This is a genomic window from Thalassotalea eurytherma (assembly GCF_030161415.1).
Taxonomy (GTDB): domain Bacteria; phylum Pseudomonadota; class Gammaproteobacteria; order Enterobacterales; family Alteromonadaceae; genus Thalassotalea_G; species Thalassotalea_G eurytherma.
Genome location: NZ_BSSU01000028.1, coordinates 1 through 1,573, shown reverse-complemented (window position 1 = coordinate 1,573; position 1,573 = coordinate 1). Strand labels below are relative to the sequence as shown.

Below are 1,573 nucleotides of genomic sequence, written 5' to 3'. Positions count from 1 at the left end.
TAGACATAATGACTCCCCACGAGGTGCTAGCCTCCATTATCGTGGGTTAGCTAAAAGCCAGAGCCATAATTAGTTTGTAAACAACTAAATAGCGGAGGCTAGCATGTACAACAATAACATAATTTTTATTGGATTAGATACTCATAAAACATTTACTCAAGTTGCTGTTTTGCCAGACAATCGTGGTGCAAAACCTGAGTCACTTGGCAAAATAAATACAAACAAATCTTCCTTTGTAAAACTGGCTCGTCAGCTCCAATCGCGTTTTCCCAAAGCAACACTGCACTTCATTTATGAAGCAGGCCCCTGTGGCTATTGGATATATCGTCTACTAACAAGCTTAAGCCATTGCTGCTATATCGTTGCTCCATCACTTATTCCTAAAAAATCCGGTGATAGAGTAAAAACAGACAAGCGTGACGCAGCAAAACTTGCCAAATTATTTAAGGCAGAAGAGCTAACAACCATTTATGTACCTGAAGCTGAAGACGAAGCAATCAGAGACTTATCCCGTGCGCGTGAAACAGCCATGAAAGATTTAAAGGATGCTAAGTTTCAACTTAAAGGGCTATTTCTTCGAAACAATATTAAGTGTGCTGTAAAAGACAATTGGTCTAATCAACACTTACGTTGGCTTACTGAATTAATATTACCCCATCATAGCCAACAAATTGTTTTGCAAGAAATGATACAAACCATTAATGAGCGCATTAAACGTGTAGAGCGACTCGTTAATGAACTTGAGTATCAAGTTAAACAATGGCGCTATTATCCCGTAGTGAAAGCGATACAAGCTATGCGAGGCGTTAGGATGTTAGTGGCCGTTGGCACTATTGCCGAATTAGGGGATCTAAGACGTTTTGATCATCCCAGGAAGCTAATGGCCTACCTTGGTTTAGTGCCAAGTGAAAGTTCAAGTGGCGATAAAAGACGGCTAGGTAAACTTACTAAATGTGGCAATGGACGAGCAAGGCGCCTACTGATTGAAGGGGCACAAACGTATAAGCATAAGGCGAACATTTCAACTGAACTACAAAAGCGGCAAGAAGGGTTAAGCAAAGAAATTATTGATATTGCTTGGCAAGCACAGTTGAGGCTATGCCGTCGGTATCAACGACTTATGCAAAAAGGCAAACATCGTAATGTCGTGGTTGCTGCCATTGCGAGAGAAATGATTGCTTATATTTGGGCGATATCGCGAGAAGTGGTAATAAGCCCAACCGATCCAAAAACACGTATTGCAAGGTTACCTGCATGAGTAAAAGTTTAGAGTTAACGTATGTAGATCAAGCATCGGCTGTGACACAACTACCGAGGGCGTTAGGATGGCAACGACACTGACGTATCGTTGAACCACGAGCATAGACTGAAGACAGGTGTCACGACGGAACAAGTAAGGTAGGCGCTGTTAACCAATAGGTTAATAATCCACGAATATCAGCATGATAACCGACGAATTTACTTGCTTCATCTACTGCGTTAACTCATTTATTGAGAAACAAAGAAATTATGGCTCGAAAAAAAGCAAAGATTTTTATGGTTTAACTTGACGTGGGGAGTCATACCAACGCCC

At 41.2% G+C, this 1,573-nt stretch carries 1 protein-coding gene; it reads left to right on the top strand.

Annotated elements, in window-relative coordinates; genetic code table 11:
- Window positions 1–103 precede the first annotated feature (103 nt).
- On the top strand, window positions 104–1,258 hold the full coding sequence (locus QQK02_RS16365; protein ID WP_284209228.1) for an IS110 family RNA-guided transposase: 1,155 nt from the start codon (window positions 104–106) through the stop codon (window positions 1,256–1,258).
- Window positions 1,259–1,573: the final 315 nt, after the last annotated feature.